The 22,976-nt window shown below is 63.4% G+C and carries 18 protein-coding genes and 1 pseudogene; 5 read left to right on the top strand and 14 right to left on the bottom strand.

Features of this window, described 5'->3' with window-relative positions:
• Positions 1-3: 3 nt before the first annotated feature.
• Both aceF and lpdA read left to right on the top strand, forming a co-directional pair.
• Complete coding sequence (gene aceF / locus E6P07_RS02160; protein WP_246172895.1) at positions 4-1,353, top strand: dihydrolipoyllysine-residue acetyltransferase; 1,350 nt, start codon at positions 4-6, stop codon at positions 1,351-1,353.
• A gap of 57 nt (positions 1,354-1,410) precedes the next feature.
• Positions 1,411-3,147 (top strand): dihydrolipoyl dehydrogenase, encoded by a 1,737-nt coding sequence (lpdA, locus tag E6P07_RS02155; protein WP_153974088.1) that lies wholly within the window; start codon positions 1,411-1,413, stop codon positions 3,145-3,147.
• Positions 3,148-3,185: 38 nt separating this feature from the next.
• Here the strand turns inward: lpdA and ppx are convergent, their stop codons facing one another.
• From ppx to rluD, 7 genes are all read right to left on the bottom strand, one after another.
• Complete coding sequence (ppx, locus tag E6P07_RS02150) at positions 3,186-4,733, bottom strand: exopolyphosphatase (protein WP_153974087.1); 1,548 nt, start codon at positions 4,731-4,733, stop codon at positions 3,186-3,188.
• Between the two features lie 452 nt (positions 4,734-5,185).
• The gene (gene gshA / locus E6P07_RS02145) at positions 5,186-6,760 is read right to left on the bottom strand and encodes a glutamate--cysteine ligase (RefSeq protein WP_246172976.1); all 1,575 of its coding nucleotides are present in this window, start codon (positions 6,758-6,760) and stop codon (positions 5,186-5,188) included.
• Between the two features lie 32 nt (positions 6,761-6,792).
• Complete coding sequence (locus E6P07_RS02140; RefSeq protein ID WP_153974086.1) at positions 6,793-8,895, bottom strand: carboxy terminal-processing peptidase; 2,103 nt, start codon at positions 8,893-8,895, stop codon at positions 6,793-6,795.
• 36 nt (positions 8,896-8,931) lie between these two features.
• The gene (def, locus tag E6P07_RS02135; protein WP_153974085.1) at positions 8,932-9,432 is read right to left on the bottom strand and encodes a peptide deformylase; all 501 of its coding nucleotides are present in this window, start codon (positions 9,430-9,432) and stop codon (positions 8,932-8,934) included.
• Between the two features lie 3 nt (positions 9,433-9,435).
• Positions 9,436-9,975 (bottom strand): glycine cleavage system transcriptional repressor, encoded by a 540-nt coding sequence (locus E6P07_RS02130; protein ID WP_153974084.1) that lies wholly within the window; start codon positions 9,973-9,975, stop codon positions 9,436-9,438.
• Entirely contained in the window at positions 9,975-10,739 is a 765-nt protein-coding gene (pgeF, locus tag E6P07_RS02125) for a peptidoglycan editing factor PgeF (protein ID WP_153974083.1), read from the bottom strand. The genes E6P07_RS02130 and pgeF overlap by 1 nt, the downstream gene beginning before the upstream one ends.
• Complete coding sequence (gene rluD, locus E6P07_RS02120) at positions 10,720-11,700, bottom strand: 23S rRNA pseudouridine(1911/1915/1917) synthase RluD (protein ID WP_153974082.1); 981 nt, start codon at positions 11,698-11,700, stop codon at positions 10,720-10,722. The genes pgeF and rluD overlap by 20 nt, the downstream gene beginning before the upstream one ends.
• Before the next feature lie 116 nt (positions 11,701-11,816).
• On the opposite strand from rluD, the gene E6P07_RS02115 reads away from it, so the two are divergent.
• The gene (locus E6P07_RS02115) at positions 11,817-12,644 is read left to right on the top strand and encodes an outer membrane protein assembly factor BamD (RefSeq protein ID WP_153974081.1); all 828 of its coding nucleotides are present in this window, start codon (positions 11,817-11,819) and stop codon (positions 12,642-12,644) included.
• A 16-nt stretch (positions 12,645-12,660) separates the two neighbouring features.
• Here the strand turns inward: E6P07_RS02115 and E6P07_RS02110 are convergent, their stop codons facing one another.
• The 5 genes and pseudogenes from E6P07_RS02110 to zwf form a co-directional block, all read right to left on the bottom strand.
• Complete coding sequence (locus E6P07_RS02110) at positions 12,661-12,999, bottom strand: P-II family nitrogen regulator (protein WP_153974080.1); 339 nt, start codon at positions 12,997-12,999, stop codon at positions 12,661-12,663.
• A gap of 533 nt (positions 13,000-13,532) precedes the next feature.
• A pseudogene (locus E6P07_RS13810) lies at positions 13,533-13,820 on the bottom strand (hypothetical protein); the annotation flags it as partial.
• Between the two features lie 121 nt (positions 13,821-13,941).
• On the bottom strand, positions 13,942-14,289 hold the full coding sequence (locus E6P07_RS02105) for a ribulose bisphosphate carboxylase small subunit (protein ID WP_153974079.1): 348 nt from the start codon (positions 14,287-14,289) through the stop codon (positions 13,942-13,944).
• Positions 14,290-14,443: 154 nt separating this feature from the next.
• Positions 14,444-16,135 carry a SulP family inorganic anion transporter gene (locus tag E6P07_RS02100; protein WP_153974078.1) on the bottom strand — a complete coding sequence of 564 codons (1,692 nt, stop codon included), beginning with the start codon at positions 16,133-16,135 and terminating at the stop codon, positions 14,444-14,446.
• A 162-nt stretch (positions 16,136-16,297) separates the two neighbouring features.
• Positions 16,298-17,767, bottom strand: coding sequence for a glucose-6-phosphate dehydrogenase (gene zwf / locus E6P07_RS02095; RefSeq protein ID WP_153974077.1), 1,470 nt, complete (start codon positions 17,765-17,767; stop codon positions 16,298-16,300).
• Between the two features lie 112 nt (positions 17,768-17,879).
• Here zwf and glgA point away from each other — a divergent pair, with 112 nt between their 5' ends.
• On the top strand, positions 17,880-19,415 hold the full coding sequence (gene glgA / locus E6P07_RS02090) for a glycogen synthase GlgA (RefSeq protein WP_153974076.1): 1,536 nt from the start codon (positions 17,880-17,882) through the stop codon (positions 19,413-19,415).
• A gap of 7 nt (positions 19,416-19,422) precedes the next feature.
• Here the strand turns inward: glgA and panD are convergent, their stop codons facing one another.
• Together panD and E6P07_RS02080 are read right to left on the bottom strand one after the other, a co-directional pair.
• Positions 19,423-19,803 carry an aspartate 1-decarboxylase gene (gene panD / locus E6P07_RS02085; RefSeq protein WP_153974075.1) on the bottom strand — a complete coding sequence of 127 codons (381 nt, stop codon included), beginning with the start codon at positions 19,801-19,803 and terminating at the stop codon, positions 19,423-19,425.
• 155 nt (positions 19,804-19,958) lie between these two features.
• Positions 19,959-20,708, bottom strand: coding sequence for a YebC/PmpR family DNA-binding transcriptional regulator (locus E6P07_RS02080; RefSeq protein WP_153974074.1), 750 nt, complete (start codon positions 20,706-20,708; stop codon positions 19,959-19,961).
• A 181-nt stretch (positions 20,709-20,889) separates the two neighbouring features.
• Between E6P07_RS02080 and E6P07_RS02075 the strand changes: the two genes are divergently transcribed.
• Positions 20,890-22,845: an LOG family protein gene (locus E6P07_RS02075; RefSeq protein ID WP_153974073.1), complete on the top strand. Its 1,956-nt coding sequence runs from the start codon at positions 20,890-20,892 to the stop codon at positions 22,843-22,845.
• The last annotated feature ends 131 nt before the right edge of the window (positions 22,846-22,976 follow it).

Genomic DNA, 22,976 nt, shown 5'->3' with positions numbered 1-22,976 from the left:
CGCGTGTCACGTCTCGAAGAGATTTTATTGCCCGACATCGGCGACTTTTCTGGTGTCGAGGTCATCGAGATCCTGGTCGCCCCCGGCGATCGGATCGAGGCCGAACAATCCATTCTGACCCTTGAAAGCGACAAGGCGACCATCGAGGTCCCGGCGCCCATCGCTGGGGTCGTCAAGGAGCTCCTGGTCAAGGTCGGCGATCGCGTCAGCCAGGGCGATCGGCTGATGCGGGTCGAGACCTCCGGGTCGAGCCACACCCAAAACCAGACGAGTCCGGCTGAAGCTGGACCTAAGCACCTGGCCGAGGCCCACCTGCAACCCGAGGCGCGCTCCGAAACCGAGGTGAAACCGCCCCGCCGCATCCCCGGCGAGACCGAGCCGCGTCAGGCGCCGATCCTCCCCCGCCCCGAGGACATGACCGCCATCGCCCGGGGCCGTAAGGCCCATGCGAGCCCTGCCGTGCGTCGCTTCGCGCGCGAGCTGGGCGTGGACTTGGCGCGCCTGAAGGGCTCGGGCCCCAAGGGCCGCATCCTCAAGGAGGATGTCCAGGGCTATGTCAAGCAGATCCTGGCCCAGGGCGGCGGCGTGGCGCCCGAGCCAAGCCCCCTGGGGGCCTTTCAGCCGCCGAGCGCGCCCGAGGTCGATCTTGGCCGCTTTGGTCCGACCGAGATCCGGGAGCTGCCGCGCATCCGCAAGCTCAGCGGGCGTCATCTGCATCGCTGCTGGATGGGGATTCCGCACGTCACCCAGTTCGACGAGGCCGATATCACCGAGTTGGAGGCCTTCCGCCAGGCCCAGAAGGACACCTCGGCCAAGGCCGGCGTCAGGCTCACACTCCTGCCCTTCCTGCTCAAGGCTGTGGCGGTTGCATTGGCCCGGATGCCCCTGCTCAAGGCCTCCCTGACCCCGGACGGCGAGGGTCTCGTCTACAAGCACTACACCCATATCGGGGTCGCGGTCGACACCCCAAACGGACTGGTTGTCCCGGTGGTGCGCGATGTCGATCAAAAGGGCCTGCACCAGCTCGCCACCGAACTGGCGGAGCTGAGCGCCAAGGCGCGCGACGGCAAGCTGCTGCCCGGCGAGATGCAGGGGGGCTGCTTCTCGATCTCCAGTCTCGGCGGCATCGGTGGGACCGCCTTTACCCCCATCGTCAACGCGCCTGAGGTCGCCATCCTCGGCATCTCACGCGCCGAGATGAGGCCGGTCTGGAACGGGCGCGAGTTCGTCCCGCGTCTGATGCTGCCGCTGTCGCTGTCCTACGACCATCGCGTGGTCGATGGTGCCGATGGGGCGCGCTTCACCAGCCTGCTGCGCGAGCTGCTCGGCGATATCCGACGCCTGCTGATCTGATAGGATGGCGGGCCTTATCCCATAACGATTGTCAGCGCCCGTGAGAGAAGCCCCACCATGAGCACCATCATCGAGGTCAAGGTTCCGGACATCGGAGAGTTCAAGGAGGTACAGGTCATCGAGATCCTGGTCGCACCCGGTGATCGGGTCGAACCCGAGACGTCACTGATCACGGTCGAGAGCGACAAGGCCAGTATGGAGATCCCCTCGCCCCGGGCCGGGATCGTACAGACCATCCATGTCAAGGTCGATGATCTGATCTCGCAGGGCGACCCGATCCTCAGCCTTGAGGTTGAGGCTGAGTCAGGGTCGGCGGCGATCACCGAGAACAACGCGAGCGCCGCCGATGACGCCGCCACACCCTCAGTCGAGAGCGCCGCCGTCCAGGAGATCCTGACCGAGGTCCTGGTGCTCGGTGCCGGACCCGGCGGCTACACGGCGGCCTTCCGCGCCGCCGACCTGGGCAAGAAGGTCGTCCTGGTCGAGCGTTATCCGAGGCTTGGCGGGGTCTGTCTCAATGTCGGCTGCATCCCCTCGAAGGCGTTGCTGCACACGGCCGCCATCATGGAAGAGGTCAAGACGCTCGGCGTCATGGGCGTGACCTATGGCGCGCCTGAGATCGACCTGGCCAGGATGCGGGCCGGCAAGGACAGGGTGGTCGCCAGGCTCACCAGCGGACTGGCTGCATTGGCCAAGCAGCGCCAGGTCCAGGTCATCCAGGGTACCGGGCGTTTCGAGTCGCCCAACCGGATTGGGGTCGAGACCCCTGAGGGTCGGGTACGGGTCCGTTTCGATCAGGCCATCATCGCCTGCGGCTCCTCGCCGCTGAGGATCCCCGGCTTCCCGCACGAGGACTCGCGGGTCATGGACTCGACCGACGCCCTGGCCCTGACCGATGTCCCGGAGCGGCTGCTGATCATCGGCGGCGGCATCATCGGTCTGGAGATGGCGAGCGTCTACAGCGCCCTCGGGGCTCGGATCGACATCGTCGAGCTCAAGGATCAGCTCATGCCGGGCTGTGACCTGGATCTGGTCAGGGTGCTCGAAAAGGTCGTCAAAAAGCGCTACGAGAACATCTGGCTCAAAACTAGGGTTGCCAGCATGAGCGCCGGTCCCGAGGGCATCAGGGTGGTGTTCGAGGGTCAGCATCCGGGTGAGGAACTCTACGACAAGGTGCTGGTTGCGGTCGGTCGTCTGCCCAACGGCCAGCAGATCAACGCCGAGGCAGCGGGCGTGGCGGTCGATCCGCATGGCTTTATCAAGGTCGATCAGCAGCAGCGCACCAATGTCCCGCACATCTTTGCCATTGGCGATGTGGTCGGCGCTCCGATGCTCGCCCACAAGGCCATGCACGAGGCCAGGGTCGCTGCCGAGGTCATCGCTGGTCTCCCCTCCGCCTTCGATCCCCTGACCATCCCCGCCGTCGCCTATACGGACCCCGAGGTCGCCTGGATGGGCCTGACCGAGACCCAGGCCAGGGCCCAGGGCATCCCCTACGAGAAGGGGGTCTTCCCCTGGGCGGCGAGCGGACGCGCCCTCGGCCTCCACCGCGACGAGGGGTTCACCAAGCTGCTATTCGATCCAGAGACCAAGCGCCTCCTGGGCGCCGGGATCGTCGGACCCAACGCCGGCGAACTGATCGGCGAGGCGGTTTTGGCGCTGGAGATGGGCGCCGACATGGAGGACATCGCACTCAGCATCCACCCGCATCCGACCCTGTGCGAGACCATTGGACTCGCCGCCGAGATGGCGCATGGATCCATCACCGATTTGATGCCGCCGAAGAAGCGCTGAGACGCCTGCAAACAGGGGCAGTGTCGAGCGATCTCCGCTCAACCAAAGCGCAACACCATCCCGGAGGCCGCCAGGCGTTCGGCCTCCTGTTCCAATTCCAACTGGGTCAGCGGATGGCTGACGAGCCAGCCGGTGGGGAAGCTCAGGGTTAGGGTCTCACCCTCGACCTGAATGAGCGGATTCGGCTTGCTGTCGACCGAGCGCCCACGGTGCAGCAGCACTGCCAGACGCAGGATGACACACAGCCGCCGCGCCGCCGACTGCACACCCTGAGGCAGCGCGGCAAACTCTTGAATCGGAAACTTGCGTCGATGTCCGAGTACCAGGGTCGCGAGCAGCGCCTGCTCCTGACGTGTGAATCCAGGCAGATCGGCGTTGCGCACGAGATAGGCCCCATGCTTCTGATACTGGCTGTGGGCGACCATGACGCCGATCTCGTGCAGACGGGCCGCCCAGGCAAGCATCAGCGGATAATCCAGATTGTCGAGCGACCAGGGCTTGACCAACTGATGGTAGAGACTCAGTGCCGTCGCCTCGACCCTGCGTGCATGTTCCTGATCGACGTGGAACTGACGACAGAGTGTGGCAATGGTCCGCTCGCGCACGTCGCCCGGCTGGTGGCGCCCCATCATCTCATAGAGCAGACCCTCACGCAGGGCATAGTCCGAGACCTGCATCTGGGCGATGCCGAGCGAGTTGAACACTGAGCACAGCACGGCCACACCTCCGGCGAAGACCGGACGGCGTTCCTCGCTCAGCGCCTTGAAGGGCAAGGCCGAAACCTTGCCGGCATCGATCAGGGCCGTGCGCAGACGCGCGAGCGACTCGGCCGAGATGCCGTCCTCACACCAGCCCTCGGCCTGGACCACAGACGCGATGGCGCGGATGGTCCCGGAGCTCCCTACGGCCCGTTCCCAGCGGGCGCGACGGAAGAGCTCGCGTACCGGTCGGACCTCGAGGGCACCTGCAAGCTCGGCGCGCTGCATGGCCTTGGCCGTGATCCGCCCATCGGCGAAATAACGCTGGGTCATGCTCACACAGCCCATATGGAGGCTCTCGCGCAGACTGGGTAAGAAGGCGCGCCCGACGATCATCTCGGTACTGCCGCCGCCGATATCGACCACCAGCCGCCGTTCGCCGCCGGCGGCCAACCCATAGGCCACACCCAGATAGATCAGACGTGCCTCCTCCCGTCCAGCGATGACGTCGATCCCATAACCGAGCGCGGCCTCGGCGCGCTGGATGAAGTCGTCGTTCGGAGCAAGCTGGCGCAGTGTGTTGGTGCCGACCGCGCGCACATCCTCAGGCGCAAAGCCACGCAGACGCTGACCAAAGCGTTCGAGACAGGCGAGCGCACGTTCGGCGACCTCGGGTTTGAGCAGGCGCTCCTCGGTCAGACCCTCGCCGAGCCGCACCATTTCTTTGAGACGATCGGTGATCTGAACATGGCCGTCGGTGATACGGGCGACAACCATATGAAAACTGTTGGAACCGAGATCCACAGCCGCCACCGTGCGGGTCGAGGCAGATTCGGTCGACTTGACAAGGGCTTGAACAGTCTCTTTGACTGTTGTTCGTTCCTGCATGTTCATAGACCCTCCGCCATTCCTCCCGCGACTTGAGTCGCGGGAGGAATGGCGGGTGCACGAAGTGCGCCATGTGGTGTATAAGACAGTGTGGTCTCCGGGCGCACGCCGACTGCAACGCCAGTCGAAACCTGGCCCGGATTGGCAGCGGGGCCCCGCTGCCAAGGGCGGCTGTAAACACGCCCAATGTTGGGGATGTGGTCAACCATGTTTGCTGCGTCTCACAATAAAGCCTTCGACTTCAGTCGAGGGTTGTTTACCGGTAATGGCTCTGCCGTCTCGAAGGTGTTTGACCGGCTCGATAGGCGCTGTCAATCCTGTTCCCGATGGGCGAGATGGCTCAAAGGCTACGGCGAGTTCCGCCCGCGGGTGCGCCGCGCGCCGGCGGGCAAGGTCCGAGTGAAACCGGCCTCGCTGAAGCAAGACATCCGCTTGGGGCTGGATCTTGCCACTCAGGCCGATCCAGGCAGGGATGGGGGGCGACCGGCGAAGTAGTCGGCCAAGAAGGTATCGAAATCCACCTGGTCCGCCGACTCGATCTCCCGTTGACGCGCGAGCGACTCTGCGGCCAGGCGTTCAAAGAGGGCGTTTTGCTCGGGGGCGAGCTGCACCTCTCGGAACGCCTGACGATGCGCCTCCGACCAGCGCCAGGCCAGGCTGAAGAAGCTTTCAGCCCGTTCGCGCATCTCGTCCAGCATCCGGGCCGATGGGGTCAGATCCGGATGATCGATCTTCTCGCGCTGCTGTCTTAGATTCGCCAAGTGCGGTCCCTCTGCCCCGCCGTCGAGCAGTTCGGCGACCCCGGCCATGCCGTCGAGAATCTCACGCGCCCAGAGGTGAAGCGCGACCTCCTCGCGATCGCGCGTCAGACGCAACCCGGGTTCGCGCCCACGATGGGCCACCCGCAACTGATTCTCGTCGATGTCGCGCCGTTCGCGCGTCCCGATACGTGGGCTGTCTTGGAGCAGCGCATACAGCATCAGGGTCTCTAAGAACTCCAGCTGTTCCAGACCGACACCCAGAGGCTCATAAAGATTGACGTCGAGCGAGCGCAGCTCGACATACCGGATCCCGCGCCGGCGCAGGGCATGGGTCGGCTTCTCCAGCCACTCAGTGATCTGCTTGGGTCGCACCGTGCTGTAGTACTCGTTTTCGATCTGGAGCACATTGGCGTTGAGTTGCTCATAGCGATCCCCGACCTTGACCCCGATCGCCTCGTATTGTGGACAGGGGGTCTCGATGGCCCAGGTGAGGCTGCGGACATAGGCATCCAGGCTGTCATAACAGGCCTTGATCCCGGTCCCCTCCTCTTGCTTGTTCTGATAGCCGATGTCGCCCAGACGCAGCGAGGTGGCATAGGGGTAATAGAGTGTGTAGGGATCGAACCGCTCCAGATCGGTCTTGCGTCCCTGAACGAAACTGTCGCAGACCGCCGGCGAGGCCCCGAACAGATAGGGCACCAGCCAACCGATCCGCTGGAGGTTCCGGATCATGCCCATCTGGGCCTCGGAGCGGAACGCGATCGGATCCGTATGGTCGGCACGCTCGACCTGATACAGGCTCCAGAAGTCATCGGCGAACGAAAAATTGAAATGGACCCCGGCGATCACCTGCATCACCCGTCCATAGCGATTGCCGAGCCCGCGCCGATAGACGGTCTTCATGGTCGCGGCGTTGGAGGTGCCATAGTAGGCGAGCGGAATGGAGGCGGCGCCCTCGATGACGCAGGGCATGCTGGTCGCCCACAGCCGCTCGTCGCCCAGATGGCGATTGACGAAGACATGGGCATCGCGCAGAAAATCGAGCACGGCACGCGGGTCGGTCAGCGCCGGCGTCACCAGCTCGATCAGGGCCTCGGAGAAGTCGGTCGTGATGTGCGGGTGGGTGAGCGCCGAGCCAAGCGCCGGCGGATGAGGGGTCTTTGCCAAGCGTCCGTCCGGCGCAACCCGCAGACCCTCCTTCTCGAGGCCGATCCGATTGTCGCGCAGCGCCGCGCTCGCGCCGGCCCGTTGGAGCCGGTCGAGCATCGGCCCCAGATCCATCGCGGTCTCGCTCAAGCTCAATCCCTCATCACGGCGCGTGGCCCGGCATTCCCACGCTGCATCAGGAGGCTGTCGGCCAGGATGCGCGCGGCCTCCTCGACCTCGATGCGTGCAATGACCGCGCGCTGCTTTTCTAGGGCCTCCTCGTCGACCTGATCGGCCTCTTCATCGACCGGGGTCAGGCCGCGCGCGCGCAGGAAACGCTCCTGATCGGCCTTGAAGCGCCGGTTGCGTCGTTCATCCTCGGCGCGCCGCTCGGATTCGCGCAGCGACACCTGTTTTTGGTTCTCGACCTCACGCATCAGCTGGCTGCGCTCTATGAGCATCCTGAAGCCCTCATCCTTGGCCACGCGCTCGGCAGAACGCCGCGCCAGGGCGTCAAAGCGCAACTCGCCGACCTTCTTGAAGTTGGCTGGATCGATCTGGGTCCAAGGCAGGGCGTTGTCGAGCGAACGTTCGCCATGTTTACCGATGAACTCGGCGGTCGGGAAACGAATATCCGGCTCCACGCCGCGCAACTGGGTACTACCACCGCTGATGCGGAAAAACTCGGCCATGGTCAGACGTAACCGTCCCAGATTGCCCTTCTCGCCTGGCACATAGCGGTTGAGATCGATCAGGGTTTGTACCGTACCCTTGCCGAAGGTCGGTTCGCCGATGATGATCCCGCGCCCATAGTCCTGGATGGCGGCGGCGAAGATCTCGGAGGCCGAGGCGCTCTCACGGTCGACCAGCACCGCCAGTGGCCCGTTGTAGGCCACGCCTGGATCGCGGTCGGCCTCGACCTCGACCTTGCCGAAGGCATCCCTGACCTGGACCACGGGGCCTAGATCGATAAACAGACCGGTCAGCGCGGTGGCCTCGGCGAGCGAGCCTCCGCCATTGGAACGCAGATCGATCAGCAGCCCATCGATCCCGCGCATCAACAGCTCATTGATGAGGCGCTGAACATCGCGCGTGGTGCTGCGGAAATCAGACGTACCACTGCCCTCGGCCTCGAAGTCGCGATAGAAGGCCGGGATCTCGATCACCCCGATCTTGAGTCCGGGGGCGTTGCTGAGATCCTCAACCACATAGCTCTTGGCCGCCTGATCCTCGAGCTTGATCTCTTTGCGTACCAGGGTGACCTCGCGCACGGGCTTGGACGAACCGCCGGCCTTGGGCTGGATCTGCAGTCGCACCACCGACCCCTTGGGACCGCGGATCCTATCGACCACGTCCTCCAGACGCCAGCCGACCACATCCTCCATGGGACCATCGAGTCCCTGGGCCACACCGAGGATCTGATCGCCGGCCCATATTTGGCCAGACTCGCGCGCCGGCCCCCCCGGAACCGTGCTCTGGACGACCGTGTATTCGTTGTCCGAGCGCAGTACGGCGCCGATGCCTTCCAGCGAGAGCTTCATGCTGATGTCGAAGTTCTCCGAGGTGCTCGGCGACATATAGCTGGTGTGCGGTTCGATGGTCTCGGTATAGGCATTCATGAAGGTCTGGAACACGTCCTCGCCCTTGAACTGATGGATACGCCGTGCCAGCCCCTCGTAGCGCTTGCGCAGCCGGTCGCGGATCTCCGCGTCGGACTTATCGGCCAGCCGCAGCGACAGGTAATCGTACTTGACACGCTTGCGCCAGCGTTCGTCGAGCTCGGTCTTGTCGCGCGCCCAGGGTGTCTCGTCAGACTCGAAGCTGAAGGTCTCGGGGGTGTCGAACTCGAAGCGGCCTTCGAGCAGCTTGAGCGCGTGGGCAACCTGCTCGTCGACCCGCATCCGGTAGACGCGGAAGATGTCGAAGGCGATGTCCAACTCGCCCCGGCGCAGATTCTCATCAAGCTGGCGCGCGCCATTCTGGAACCGCTCCACGTCACGCGCCAGGAAGAAGGTACGGCTCGGATCGAGCGCCTTGAGATAGCGCTCAAGCACCGCGGCGGCGAAGTCGCGGTCGAGCACGACCTTGCGGTAGTGATAGCGTTCCAGCACCTTGTTGATGACGATGGCGGTCTTGGTCTGGGCCGGAGTCGGGAAGAGGTCCGACAAGGGCACCGAAGAGGGCGCCGCCGTGGTCGTCGTCGCGATCAGCAGGGCGATGAGCGGAAGTGGAAGCCGAAAGAGGCGCTGTTTCATTGGCGTTATACCCTGTGAGGAAATCGCCGGTTCGGGCTATTTGTAGACCTTACGCCGATAGAGATCGGTACGGCGGCTCACCACCCGGTCGACGAACAGCAGTCCGTCGAGATGGTCGAGTTCGTGTTGGACCGCGCGCGCCTCAAACCCCTCCAGCTCGTACTGGTGCATGTTGCCCTCAAGATCCTGGGCCTTAAGCCGGATCTGGGTGGCGCGGATCACGTTGCCTGTGTAATCAGGGACCGAGAGACAGCCCTCACGGCCCAGGGCAAAGCCCTCCCAGTGGGTGATCTCTGGGTTGATCAGCACCAGATGACCGTGATTGGGCGTCTTGGGCCGCGCCGAGACGTCGACGATGACGATCCGCCGCAAGCATCCGACCTGGGGCGCGGCGATGCCGACGGCGGCAGGGCCGGCCAGACGGGTCTCTTCCAGATCGGCGATGAAGTCGCGCAAGGACTGATCGAAGGTCTCGACCGGTTCGGAGATCTGCTTGAGCCGCGGATCTGGTAGTTTGAGGATCTCGAGGATCGCCATGACTCAACCGATCAGCACATCGACCGGTGAGACATCCACCGATACGCCGCGCGCGGTCATCGGCGCCAGTGCGTCGGCCAGGGACTCGAGGGTGCGGTCGCTATAGCCCTGGATATTCATGATATAGATCGGATGGTCGCGGTCCCCCGCCACATCTGAGTCCAGTTCTAGGATGTTGACCCCTTGCTCGGCTAGGATCTCGGTCACTTCGGCGACGATCCCAGCGCGATCGGCACCTGTTACCCGCACCTGGACGTTGGGCATCAGGTGCTGGTGCAGTCCGCCGCTCAGCGGATCGAGATGAAGGCGCAGATCCAGCTCCTGGGCCACGGGTGCCAGTGCGTCTCGGATCTCGGCCTCCGGGCGTGCGCCGCTGACCATCAGCATGATGGTGAAGTTGCCGCCGAGCCGGATCATCGAGGCCTCGCCCAGGTTGCAGCCGCATTCATAGAGGACGCGCGTGATGCGCGCGACGATGCCGGGTCGGTCGGCACCGACCAGGGTCAGGAGATTCCAGTCAGACAGGGTATCCGTCACAGTCATCAGCTCCCATGGCTGTCGTTCGGCACGAGCCAGATCAGACTGGCCAGACGGCCGGTCGTGCCGTCGCGCCGGTAGGAAAAGAAACGCCGCGGCTGGGAGAAGGTGCAGTCCCCTCCCCCATACACCCGCCCGATACCGAGTCGCGCGAGTCTGAACCGGGCGAGCTCAAAGAGATCGGTCAGCCAGCGTTCGCCTCGTGCCTGGTTTCGGCTGGGGCGAAAGGCGGCGGCGGTCTCAGGATACTCGGTGACGAAGGTGGAACGCACCTCAGAACCGACCTCGAAGGCGTCGGGGCCGATCGCCGGCCCCATCCAGGCCAACAGCCGTTCAGGCGCGACCACCATGGCCGCCACCGCGCGCTCCAGCACGCCGCCGGCCAGTCCGCGCCAACCGGCATGGACCGCCGCCACGCGCGTGCCCTGCTCGTCACAGAGCAATAACGGCAGACAGTCGGCAGTCATGACGGCGCACACGACGCCGGGCGAGGTCGCGACCGCGGCATCGGCCTCGGGGATGGCCGCAACCGGACATTCGGCCCGCGCGACCTCGCAACCATGGACCTGACGCAGCCACATGGGGGCGGCGGGCAGACCCAAATTTGAGCAGAGGAGGTCGCGATTGCGCGCAACATGACCTGGATCGTCACCGACATGATCGCCGAGATTGAGGCTGGCGAACGGACCCCGGCTGACACCACCCACACGGGTGGTCGAGCAGGCCCGCACCCAGTCCGGTGCCGGCCAGTCAGGAGTGATCAATTCCATCGGTCGCCTTCCAGCGCAACAGATCCAACAGGGCCGCTAGATCGGGGGCCATGGGGATCTCCCAGAGCATCTCGGCGCCAGTGACCGGATGGATGAGTCCGAGACGGATGGCGTGCAAGGCCTGACGCGGAAAACCCTGCAGGGCGGCGGCCAGCTCGGGACGACAGCCGCGCGGGGGACGCGGACGCGCACCATAGGTCGTATCGCCGACCAGCGGATGATGGATATGGGCCATGTGCACCCGGATCTGATGGGTGCGTCCGGTCTCTAGCTCGACCGCCAACAGGGTATGCCCCGGATAGGATTCCAGGACGCGATAATGGGTGATGGCCGCGCGCCCGTTATTGACCACGGCCATCTTGGTACGCTGGGTCGGGTGGCGACCGATGGGTGCCTCGACCCGCCCGCCCGCGACCAGGGTGCCCAGCACCAGCGCCCGATATTCGCGATGCACGATCCGCCGCCGAAGCTGCTCAACCAACGCATGATGGGCTTGGAGTGTACGCGCAACCACCATCAGACCCGTGGTGTCCTTGTCGAGCCGATGCACGATCCCGGCGCGCGGCAGGGCCGAAAGCTCAGGGGCCCGATGCAGCAAGGCGTTTTGAAGTGTGCCGTCCGGATTGCCGGCCGCCGGATGTACGACCAGACCGGCGGGTTTATTGATCACCAGCAGATGCGCGTCCTCGTAGACCAGATCGAGCGCAATCGCCTGTGGCTGATGCGTATCGACTGCCGCCAATTCGGCCTCGATCCGGATCGACTCACCACCCCAGACCTTGTCGCGCACTCGACAGGGCCGATCGTCGACCAGCACCTGGCCGGCCTCGATCCAGCGCTGGAGCCGCCCACGCGAGAACTCCGGCAACAACCTTGCCAGCACACGGTCGAGCCGGTCGCCGGCGAGATCGGGATCGACCCGGAGCGAACGGCGGACGGTTTCGGTGGAAATCGAGCTCATTCAGTCCGTATCCAGTCCATCAGAGACCAGACCCCGCAGACCCAAGGCTTAAGCACACTCGCCAAGACAGGGGTTCGGGTATACTGGAACCGTTTTGAAACAGATACTCATGCAACATGTCACGAACCTTAACACGATTGACCGCACTCCTGCTCGCCGTGACGCTAGCCGGGTGCGGGATCTTCGGCAAGGAAATCGATGAAACTGAGGGCTGGAGTGCCGCTAAGCTCTATGCCGAGGCCGCCGCGGAACTCGACTCAGGCTCCTACAAACGCGCCATCGAGCTCTATGAGAAGCTTGAGGCCCGCTATCCCTTCGGGCGCTACGCCATGCAGGCGCAACTGGATGTCGCCTACGCCTATTATCGTGCCGATGAACCTGAGGACGCATTGGCGGCGGCGGATCGTTTCATCAAGCTCTATCCCCAGAACCCCTATGTCGATTATGCCTATTACCTCAAGGGCATCGTCAACTACAACCGCAGCATTGGCTTCCTCGACCGCTTCATCCCGACCGACGCCTCACAGCGCGATCCAGGCTCGGCCATGGATGCCTTCAAGGACTTTGCGGTGCTGGTCGAACGCTTCCCGAACAGCAAGTACGCCGAGGATGCACGCCAGCGCATGGTCTATCTACGTAACAACCTGGCCATGAACGAGGTCAATGTCGCACGCTATTACATGAAGCGCGGGGCCTATCTGGCGGCGGCCAATCGCGCCAACTACGTCATCCAACATTATCAGCGCACCAGCGCCGTGGACGATGCGCTGGAGGTGCTGATCGACGCCTATCGCGCCCTCGGCAAGGATGATCTCGCGGCCGATGTCAAGCGGGTGCTTGACCTCAACCGTCAGCAGGGGCGTTTTGTCCCCGACGAGATCCGGCCCGAAAAGGTCGATCTAGCGCGCCGAATCTGGGACTCGCTCCAACTCGATCGCAACTAAGTCCGGGGCGAGCCGGCTAGATCGCGACCTCGTTCTCCTCTCCAGTGCGGATGCGCACCACGCGCGTCACCTCTGAGACGAAGATCTTGCCGTCACCGATCTTGCCGGTGCGCGCGGCTGTGGTGATGGCATTGATGCACTCCTCGACCTGATCATCGGCCAGTATCAGCTCGATCTTGATCTTGGGGAGGAAATCGACCACGTACTCCGCCCCGCGATAGAGCTCGGTGTGGCCCTTTTGTCGGCCGAAGCCCTTGACCTCGATCGCCGTCATGCCCGTGATGCCGACCGCCGACAGCGCCTCGCGCACGTCGTCTAGCTTGAAGGGTTTGATGATCGCCTCGACCTTTTTCATGCCGCTCTCCCGTAAGCCGTATCCGCTAAAAATCAATCAGGGATCAGTATAAATTGGCCTCGGGGGGTATGAACAGCGCGCTGGGGAGGCACCGCTCATCAGTGTCTGAGAAGACCTGGTCAATGCCCTGAAATCTCAGTCATGTCCAGGCCGTCACCGCCGGTGTGGTTCTCCCCGTCTGACCCGGCTCGTGTCATGCGTTTAGGGTCGCGCCTGAGCCCCAAGGAAGTGCTGATCATCGACTTGCCGCCGCTGGATGAGGTGGTGCGCGCCAAGCGGACGCAGCGTTCGGAGTGGATCACCAAAGCCAGTCACCACGCCGACCCCGCGCCATTCATAGACCCTCCGCAAGGAAACCCGCGACTTGAGTCGCGGGAGGAATGGCGGGTGCGCGAAGCGCACCATGTGGTGTATAATACAGTGTGGTCTCCGGGCGCACGCCGACTGCAACGCCAGTCGAAACCTGGCCCGGATTGGCAGCGGAGCCCCGCTACCAAGGGCGGCTGTAAACACGCCCAATGTTGGGGATGTGGTCAACCATGTTTGCTGCGTCTCACAATAAAGCCTTCGACTTCAGTCGAGGGTTGTTTACTTGCCACCCATGTCATGGCAAAGTTGGCGCGCGCCCGACCGATGGCGCGAATCATCTGCCGCCCATCGGCACAATCGAGACAAACGCCTGTTCTAAACGGGGGCGCGTCTTGGCAATGCCCTGGTTAAATCGCTGTCGTGCCTCGGACAACGGCTTGTTGCGCTGCCCTTTGCGCTGGTCCGGTCCGGTCGCCGTTCGCTTTAAACCAGGCTTCGTGTTCCTCAGACGGGTTCCTGTCACCGGTAGGATAGTGACCGTCGGCTGTTCCACACAGTGATCGGCCTGGATCACCAGTGCCGGTACGAACGTCGCTGTCATGGGGCTATGACACACAACAGGCCGCAACCGCTTCAATGCGGGCGATGGACCATGAGCGCGAGCCGGCTGCGATAGCTCAGATCCTCGATGTTCAGGCGGATGTGATGGTCGCAATGGGCCTGACGGCAGCGCGCGATCGCGCCATGCACGGCGTCCATGTCGCCGTCGTAACAGCTCGGCGGCTCCCAGAGCTTCCAGGTGGTGTATCTGGGCTGGATCTGCTCGGTATGTTCGATGGAGATGATGCAGCCACGATGCAGACAGGATTCAAGCCGACTGAGCATCCTGCACTCGGCCGGCTGGAGATGCGCCTCATCATGGAACTGAACGGCATGAATGACGACTGTCGATGCGTTCTGGACGATGGCGACGGTTGACATCGGAACACCTCTCTCGATCGGATTTGAATCAGCGGGAAAGCCGGACGGCTTCTGCTGTCGAGTCTCAAGCGTAGTTTCTGAGTGCAAATATCGGAAATTGCGATCGTCCGCAATCCGCATCGAATCTGGTCGATGTCTCCGCCGCCTGCCGCCCTTAGGCCAAGGCCGCCTCCGGCTTGGTCAAGGGATCCAGACGCGGACTCGCTGCCAGCAAGGTCTCGGCCCGCGCCAGCGCGGCCTCGGTGGTCGCGACCACCTGATCGGCCGGCAGCCGCGCCATGATCCCCAGCCGGTCGAGCCGCTGCCGAACCTCGCCATCCTTGACAGCAATCACCACCTGTCGTCCAGCGGCGAGATCCTCCAGGATCATCTTTTCCAGCGCCAAGGAGGACGACACCCCAAGCAAGGGGACCGCGGTGAAGTCCATGACCAGCACCTCGTGGTCCTCCAGGATCGCATGCTGACGCGCGATCGCCTTGGCCAGACCGAAGATGAGCGGACCGCCAAGCGTCAAGAGTAGGATGCGGCCATTGGCGCGCTCCAGCACCGCCTGGGCGTCGAGCGTCAGGTTCTCGTGTTCGCCCGGGTGCTGGATCGCGCGCACCGAACGGCTCTGGAGCCGGCTTAGCCGATCGATGGTCAGGACGTTGGCGACGAAGACCCCGACCGCCACCGCCCAGATCAGATCGACGAACACCGTGAGTGCGATCACGCCATACATGATCAGGGTCGCACGCGGCGAGACGCGATGGGCCCGCTTGAGGAACGACCAGTCGATGATGTCCAGCCCCACCTTGAAGGCGATACCGGCCAGCACCGCGAGCGGGATCTGGGAGGTCAGACCGGCGGCCCAGAGCACCACGACCAGCAGGATCAGGGCGCGCGTGATGCCGGAGAGCGCGCTGCGCGCCCCGGTCTGGATATTGACCACGGTGCCCATGGTCGCACCGGCACCGGCGATGCCACCGCAGAGTCCTGAGGCCAGATTGCCCAGACCCTGCCCGATCAGTTCCTTGTTGGGGTCATACTCCTTGCGCGTGAGGCTCTCGGCGATCACCGAGGTCAGCAGGGCATCGATACAACCAAGCACGGCCAGGACCAGGGCATCGACCAGCATCAATCGCCAGTGCTCGGCGCTGAAGACGGGCATCTGGAGGCTCGGCAGTCCAGTTGGGATCGCGCCGATACGGCGCAGGTCACTGCCGTCGATCACAACGAGCGAGATCAGGGTCCCGAGCACCAGGGCCAACAACTGTGGTGGGAGATAGGTCTTGAGCCGTTTGGGGTACAACAGGATGAGCGCCAAGGTCATGAGCGCCAGTCCGGTCTCGGCCGGCTTGATCTGGGCAAAGAGTTCGGGCAGGGCGCGCAGGGTCCCCACCACCCCTCCCGGCGGGGTGGGCTGGCCGAGGAAGGGACCGAGCTGGAGGATGATCAGAATGACCCCAATGCCGGTCATGAAGCCCGAGACCACCGTATAGGGCATGAGGGTCACGTACTTACCGAACTTGAGCAGGCCCAGGATGATCTGGAAGACGCCCGCCATCATGACCACGGTGAAGGCCATCGCCAGCCCCTGCTCGGGGTTGACCGCGATCAGATTGGCGATGACGGCGGTCATGACCACGGTCATGGGGCCGGTCGGCTCGGAGATGAGCGTGGGGGTACTGCCGAAGAGCGCGGCGAAGAGCCCGACCAGCACCGCGCCATAGAGTCCGGCGGCGGGCCCAGCCCCAGAGGCGACACCGAAGGCCAGGGCCATGGGCAGCGCAACCACGGCGGCCGTCACACCGCCGAAGAGGTCGCCCCTGAGGTTGTCGAAGCGGATCTCATTGAATATTCGCATGGTTTGGCACCAAGAAGGACTGTTGCAGTCAGCCTATCTAAAGCGCCAATGCCCATCGATTCAAAATGATAATTTTGATTAAGATCATCGATCATATTCGATGAATAACCGAGACATCCTAAGCCTGCGCTTGTCTGTGTCGGTGCACGAGGATCAGATCCGCTATAGCCCATTGCGCCAATCCTGATCCTCGCGATCGAACAGCCGGTTGGCCTCGGCCGGCCCCCAGGAGCCGGCCGGGTAGGTATGGATGAAGTCGCGCTCGGTCGCCCACAGCTTGAGCACCGGATCGACCACCCGCCAGGCCCATTCGACCTCGTCGTAGCGCAGGAAATGGGTGTGGTCGCCCTCGATGACGTCGAGGATCAAGGCCTCATAGGCATCGATGTGTTCAGGCGGCAGGACGCAACTGCTGGCGTCCATGCGCTCGGTCTGGGTACGCATCTCCAGACCCGGCTGCTTGACCTGAATCTCAATGCGTATGCACTCGTTGGGCTGGATGTTGAGCAGCAACCAATTGGGTTCGAGCCGTTCGATCGCCGTCGACTGGAACAACCGCTGCGGCGGATGCTTGAAGCGAATCGCAATCAGCGAATTGGTGTGAGCCAGCCGCTTGCCGGTACGCAGATAGAAGGGCACGTTACGCCAGCGCCAGTTGTCGATATAGAGCTTGAGCGCGGCATAGGTCTCGGTGGTGCTGTTGTGTCCGACCCCAGACTCCTCGAGATAGCCGGCGAGCTTGCGCTCGCCTAGACGTCCCGGCCCATACTGGGCGCGAAACGCCTGGGCATGCACGGCCTCGCGCGCAATGGGCCGAATCGAGCGCAACACCTTGACCTTCTCATCACGCAAGGCCTCGGCGTCCAGGCTTGGCGGCGGCTCCATGGCCACCAGCGCCAACATCTGCAACAGATGGCTCTGGATCATGTCGCGCAGGGCTCCGACCCCATCGTAGAACCCGGCCCGTTCCTCGATCCCACGCGACTCGGCATGGGTAATCTGCACATGGTCGATGTAATTACGGTTCCACAAGGGTTCGAGCATCAGATTGGCGAAGCGGAACACCAGGATGTTCTGGACCGTGCTCTTGCCCAAATAATGATCGATCCGATAGAGCTGCTCCTCGTCGAAGTACCGACGCAGCTGGCGATCCAGGATCCTGGCGCTCTCCAGATCGAAGCCGAACGGCTTCTCGACCACCAGTCGCGACCAGCCCTCCTGTTCCAGATGCAGGTCCTGGGCGGCCAGGGACTCGACGATGGTCGCATAATGGTGCGGCGCCACGGCGAGATAGATGAGACGATTGACCGGAAAGCCCTCCTCGCCCCGCAGGCGCGCGGCCAGCGACGCGAAATCTTCGGGACGCTCCAGATCGCCCTTGACGAAGTGCATCCGCCCAAGCAGGCGGCGCAATACCTCGGCCTCGATCCGTCCAGCTAGACGTGCATTCAGGATCTCGGTCACCTGTGCTCGCCAGTCTTCGTCGGACCAATCGCGCCGCCCAAAACCGAGCACGCGACTCTCGGCAGACAGCCGCCCGGCGGCCTCGATATGATAGAGCGCGGGTAGGAGCTTGTAGGCCGCCAGATTGCCTGTGGCCCCAAAGATCAGCAGTGTGCAGGGATCCATCATCAGTCGGTTACCTCGATCCGGATCAAGTGTGCTAACGTGATGTCTTTCATGGGCCTCCTCCCTGTACCTCCGGTCGCCCGCGCCAACGCGCCTAGAACGAAATACACATCGCATGGAGTCGTCACTCAGCCCCCTTGACTTCCCGGCGTTCGAGCCGAAATGTCTGCGCATCCTCGTCGCCAGCAGCGAGGCGCATCCCCTGATCAAGACCGGCGGACTGGCCGATGTCGCCGCCAGTCTGCCGGCGGCGCTACGCCAGCTCGGCCATGACGCGCGGCTCGTCATTCCGGGCTATCCGCTCGCCCTGCGCCAGTTGCGCGAACCCAAGCCCCTGGGTGAGATCCGTCTCCAAGGCTACCGGAGCGCCATCCGGCTCATCGAGGGCCGCCATCCCGATCACGATCTGCCGGTCTATCTGGTCGACGCGCCCGAGTATTTCGCGCGTGAGGGCAATCCCTACTGCGATCCGACCGGGCGCGACTGGGGCGACAATCCAGACCGTTTCATGCTGTTCTGCCGCGTGTTGGCGCTGATGGCCCAGGGTCTGTCGGCGCTCGGCTGGCGCCCAGACGTCTTCCACGGCAACGACTGGCAGACCGGGCCGGCTCCGACCCTGTTGCAGGACGCGCCCTGGTCGCCGGCGCGCGTCTTCACCATCCATAATCTGGCCTATCAGGGACTGTTCGACCGCGCCACCTTCGACCGGCTGGAACTACCGTCGGCATTGTGGAATCTGGCGGGACTCGAATTCCATCAGCGTCTGTCCTTCATCAAGGGCGGCATCGTATTCTCAGAGCGCGTCAATACCGTCAGCCCCACCTATGCCGAGGAGGTACGCACGGTGCGCTTCGGTTGCGGACTCGACGGACTGCTGCGTCAGATCGGCCACCGCTTCAGCGGCATCCTCAATGGCATCGACTATCAGGTCTGGAACCCGGCCGCCGACCCGCTCATCTTCCAAAACTATGACGCCGAACGCTTTGGACTCAAGACCGAGAACAAGCTCGATATCCAGCGCGAACTGGGCCTGCCGCGCAGTGAGGATGCCTTTGTGCTCGGCTATATCGGGCGGCTGGTCGAACAAAAGGGTGTGGATCTGATCCAGGCGATCCTGCCTGAACTGCTGCAAGACCCACGGGTGCAGATCATGATCCTGGCCGCGGGCGAGCGTCGCTCCGAACAGGCGCTCCTGGAGCTGGCCGGCGCCAATCCGCGTCAGATCGGTGTCCATATCGGCTATGACGAGGCCCGCGCCCATCGCATCGAGGCCGGCTGTGACGCCTTCCTGATGCCCTCGCGCTTTGAGCCCTGCGGGCTGAATCAGATCTACAGCTTAAGATACGGAACACCGCCGATCGTACATCGCACGGGTGGGCTGGTGGACACCGTGGTGCCGGCCACGGCGGAGAATCTGGCGAAGGGGACGGCGACCGGTTTCGTCTTTGACGAGCCAACGCCCAGGGCCTTGCTCGGCGCCGTCCGCTGGGCGATGCAGATCTATCGCGACGACCCCGAAGGCTGGCGCCGCCTGGCCATCACCGGTATGGCACAGGACTTCAGTTGGGAGTCGAGCGCGCGTCGTTATATCGATCTCTACCACGAAGCGATCGCCGACCGGATGGCACTGGAGCGCGTCCGCTCGGCCTGAGCGGCACTCAGGCCGCCTGAGCAGGGATAGCGTCGCCGGTACGGATGACGCGGTTGTGCTCATTGAGATAGACGAGTCTCGGCTTGAAGGTGGCGGCCTCGGCTTCACTCATGACGGCATAGGCGCAGATGATGACACAGTCTCCGGGCGCAGCCTTGTGGGCCGCCGCGCCATTGACCGAGATCACCCGCGAGCCGGCCTCAGCCCGGATGGCATAGGTGATGAAGCGCTCGCCGTTGGTGACGTTGTAGATATGGATCTGCTCGTATTCGCGAATCCCGGCCAGATCGAGCAGATCCTCATCGATGGCGCAGGAACCCTCGTAATCCACCTCGGAATGCGTCACACGCGCGCGATGGAGCTTGCATTTCAGCAAAGTCAGATGCATTTGCCTCGATCCTCTCATGGCCGGTCGGTCTCGGTCTTCGAGAACCTCGATGAAGACCATTGTATTTCAGTTCGTCCAAAGTCTACAGCAGACGTTGTTGCAATGCAGCAACCGGGATCAATCGTCCGCCCCACCCGCAAGCCCCAACCCGATTCTCAGATGGCGAGCGCGGCCATGATCTCATCGGAAATATCGGCGTTGTGATAGACATCCTGCACGTCGTCGAGATCCTCCAGCGCGTCGATCAGCTTGAGGAGCTTGTCGGCAGTCTCGGCGTCGAGCTCGACCTGGGTAGAGGCGTTGTAGCTGATCTCGGCGACCTCGGTATCGAAGCCGGCCTTGGTCAGCGCCTCCTTGACGGCGGCGAAGCCCTCGGGTGAGGTGACCACATCGAGCGAACCGTCATCGTTGACCACCACATCCTCGGCACCAGCTTCCAAGGCGACCTCCATCACGGCCTCCTCGTCGGCGCCGGGTTGGAAGCTGATGATACCCTGCTTGGTGAACAGATAGCTCACCGAGCCATCGGTGCCCAGGTTGCCGCCCCGCTTGGTGAAGGCGTGACGCACCTCAGACGCCGTGCGGTTACGGTTGTCGGTCATGCAATCGACCATGATGGCCACGCCGCCCGGGCCATAGCCTTCGTAGCGGATCTCCTCATAGTTCTCGCCGTCCATACCGCCGGCACCGCGTTTGATGGCCCGCTCGACGGTATCACGCGGCATGTTGGCAGCGAATGCCTTGTCTATCGCCAACCGCAGACGCGGATTGGCGGTAGGATCGGCGCCGCCCTCACGCGCAGCCACCGTGACCTCGCGGATCAGCTTGGTCCAGATCTTGCCGCGCTTCTTGTCCTGCGCGGCCTTGCGATGCTTGATATTGGCCCACTTACTATGACCGGCCATGGGTGTGTTCTCCTAATTTTAGAAAAGGCCCGCACCCACCCCGCCGGGCAGGCGCGTCTTAAATGTTTAGAGGCGCATGGTAGCATCCAGCCTCGCCCGAGGGCCAAACCGAGCATGGCCTCGACTGTGGTACCCTGGGTGTCCATCCATGACAAAGGATGCAGTCGACGAGAGAGTCACCATGTATGCGACACCCGAAACCGGCGACGGCTGGATCACGCGCCTCATCGCGCACGACGACGAGGGCTTCGTCGTCAGTGCGCGCTTTGCCATCACGCCAAGCTTCCGCGCCCTGATCCGCGGGCGCGAACGCGATCTGGTATTCGCCGCGCGCAGCCGTCTTGCGCGGATGGGGATCAATATCCTGCCGCTCGGCGAGCTGGAGCTCAACGGCGAGTATGGCGACCTGCAATTGCATATCCTGGCGGCCATCGCCTCCTACGGCATCGGCGAGCACCTGGAACGCATCGTCGTGCCTGGTCTGAGGGTCGGGCGTCTGGTGTTCTGTCCCGAAGACAATCGGCTCGATTCGGCGACGATCTACCAGCTCATCCATGACAATGCGCTCCAGGTGCCGGCCGGATTCTCACTCGATGGTCGGGGGTATCTCATCCTACGCCCTCAGACTTGTGTGTATTGCTTTCCCAAGCCGCTCACGAACGAGCAGGTTACGGCCATCGCCACCCAGGCCGATGGCAAGGATCTGCTCAACAGGTTGCAGAGACGCCTCGCGGTCGAGCATATCGAGCTGCCGCCCAAGGACGGCGTGGTCACCGCCTGTTCGATGTTCCTGCACCGCCATTACGTGGTGCTTCGCAATCTCGATGCCGCCTTGGGTGTCCATCTCCAGGCCACGGTGCTCGATCCGATCTCGACGCGCGGCACCAATGTCTATCTGGAGTTCATCAACCGCACCGACCAGCTCATCATCAACCCGAGCGTGGCCGCCTCGGTACACGAGGCCATCCGTGTCGATCCCAGGCCGCGCTACTGGTATGGCGACCGCCCAGCCACACCGGCAGCCCCGGATGAGGAGGCCACAGGCTTCAGGACACTGCGGGCGATCTTCGATCGTCTTGAGGGTGGCGCGGTGTGCGATCATTATTCCCATCGTCTGGTGGCCGTGGTGCGCGACCCGGCTCAGCTCCTAGCGGGCGGCGAGCCGGACCAGATCTGGATCCAACCACAGCGGCCACGCGATCCACGTGGCGGTCCAGAGCTTGCTGCTGGAGCCGTCACCGCGGATCTGGAATGCGGGACCCAGATCCTCAAAGACTTACCAGACGGGGCAGGCATCACCCTGCTCCTTGGATACTTCCCCAACCTGATCGAACACACCCAGATCTGTGCAGCGGCGCTGCGCGGGTGTATCAAACGGATCATCTTCAGGCGTGCCTCGTTCGAGCACGGCCCCTTCCTCTCTGCGCGCGATCACGGTCGCCTGGCCGACTATGAGGGGCTCGGTCTCGAGGTCTTTTGGTGCAACGAGGCGCGCGGTCATGTGGTCCGTCATGTCTTCCGCGGACTGCGCGGCTACTTCACCACCCCCGACACGGTCGATCGCTTCCGGTCCTGTCTGATCTTCGCCATCTATGGTTCGATCAAGCCGCTCGCCGAATCCGCCCTGGTCCAGGTCGAGCGTCTGCTCCTCAATCTGCGCGCGCTCTTCGGCAACGACATCGGCATCCTCACCGGTGGCGGACCCGGCGCCATGCAGCAGGTCACGGACATCGCACATCGGCTCGGACTCCTGGTCGGCTCGAGTTTCATCGAGACGATCGACCAAAAACCCAATGAGACTGCCGAGTTCTACCAGACCTTCCAGGCGCGTAGCCGTCAGGCACGCCAACGCTGGTTCGAGATCGCGAGCTTCCATCTGTTCCTGGTCGGGGGTGTCGGCACCCTGGAAGAGATCGGCTTGACGCTCACCGACATGAAACTCGGGGTGATCGAGGCCGGACCTGTGATCTTTTTCGACAGTTCGGACGGTGACTTCTACTGGGAGGGATTGCGCCAACAGCTCGAGACCATGAAGCGTCAGGGGCGCGTGCCGTCCTGGCTGACCGATCAGATCCTGATGACGACCGATCCGGATGCCGTGCCGCGTTTCTACAAGCAGGCGCTGCGACTCGGCTGAGGGGTGGATGACATCCGCCCCCGAAATCGAGACAATTTTACAATCCGGCATTACTGCTGGATCCATGCCCCGTTCTGCTGCTCCTCGAGGTCAAACCCAATGCGAGCAGAGATGGAGTCGCCTCAACAGTC

Source organism: Thermochromatium tepidum ATCC 43061 (genome assembly GCF_009664085.1).
Taxonomy (GTDB): Bacteria; Pseudomonadota; Gammaproteobacteria; order Chromatiales; family Chromatiaceae; genus Thermochromatium; species Thermochromatium tepidum.
Note: the sequence above shows the minus strand (reverse complement) of the source record. Positions and strands in the feature narration are given on the sequence as shown.